Source organism: Xylophilus sp. Leaf220 (assembly GCF_001421705.1).
Classification (GTDB): domain Bacteria; phylum Pseudomonadota; class Gammaproteobacteria; order Burkholderiales; family Burkholderiaceae_C; genus Xylophilus.
This window is the reverse complement of record NZ_LMKO01000021.1, coordinates 1-1,426: the sequence shown is the minus strand read 5'-3', so window position 1 is coordinate 1,426 and position 1,426 is coordinate 1. Positions and strand designations below refer to the sequence as shown.

Sequence of the window (1,426 nt, the reverse complement as noted above, 5' to 3'; positions counted from 1 at the left end):
CCTCGCCCGCGCACGCATCACGGCACTGACGCCGGCGGCGCTCGAGGAGTGGGACGAGCAGTACGGCCTGCCGGTGCTGCGCGGCGACATCCTCACCGGCCGCCTGGTCTACCTTGCGGTACTGCGGCACTACCAGGACATGCGGGACGGCGGCAAGCGCGGTCTGGTCTTCATGCCCGCCCACGGCTGGCATGTCATCTCGTTCATCGAGAAGTTCTTCGTGCACATCAAGGGCCCGCTGGCTGGCAAGCCGATCCTGCTGGACCCGTGGCAGAAGTTCTGGACCGCCGTGCTGTACGGCTGGCGGCGGATCGACACCGGGCACCGCCGCTTCACCCGCGGCTACGAAGAGGTTGCGCGCAAGAACGGCAAGAGCACATGGAAGGGGCCACAGGGAGGCTACCTGCTGGCGATGGACGGCGAAGTCGGCGCCGAGGTCTACGCGGTGGCCACCACCCGCGCCCAGGCGATGACGGTATTTAAGCCCTGCTTCGACAACGTGCGCCGCTGGGTGCGCCGGTCGCCCGGCGTAGCGCGGTCGTTCAAGGTCTTCTCCGGTCTGAACCAGGAGAAGATCGAGATGGACACCAGCGTCTTCGCGCCGCTGCCGGCCATGGCCGAGAACCTCGACGGCCTGAACCCCAGCGCCATCCTGTTCGATGAGCTGCACGCGCAGAAGTCGCGCGACGTGTGGGACGTGATGGAGTCGGCGCTCGGCGCCCGGGCGCACCCGCTGCTGTCGGCCATCACCACCGCCGGCTTCATCCTCGACGGCATCTGCACCGAGGTGCGGGGCTACCTGATCTCGGTGCTGGAGGGAAAGCGCGAGGACGACGCCTTCTTCGGTTACGTCTACACCCTGGATGCGCACGACGACCCGTTCGATGAACGCAATTGGCCGAAGGCCAACCCGGGGCTCGGCAAGTCGAAGACGATCGAATACATGCGCGGCATGGCCCGCAAGGCGGCTGCGCTGCCGGGTGCCAAGGTCAACTTTCTCACGAAGGACCTGAACATCTGGTGCAACAGCGCCGACGGCTGGTTCGCCGCAGACACCTGGGACCTGGGAGGGAAGAAGTTCGACCCCGGGATGCTGAAGGGCCGGCGCTGCTTCGGTGGCCTGGACCTGGCCAGCACCCGCGACCTGACCGCCTTCGCGCTGGTGTTCCCGCCCGAGGGCGACGATCCCGAATGGCATGTGCTGGTTTGGTTCTGGTGTCCGCAGGCAAAGGTCGACGCGCAGGAGCATGACGACGTGGCGCCCTACAAGCGCTGGGCGGCCGAGGGCTGGCTGACCGCCACCCCGGGCGATGTGACGGACTACGGGCCGGTGCGGCGCCAGGTGCAGCAGGCGATGCAGGACTACGACCTGGTCGACATCGGCTTCGACCGGTGGAACGCCCAGCAGCTCTGCAACGAGATGCTG

General features: G+C 67.3%; 1 protein-coding gene. It reads left to right on the top strand.

Annotated elements, in window-relative coordinates; genetic code table 11:
* Positions 1-1,426, top strand: a 1,426-nt coding sequence (locus ASE76_RS12020; protein ID WP_055839690.1) for a terminase large subunit, incomplete at both ends; no start/stop codon positions are given.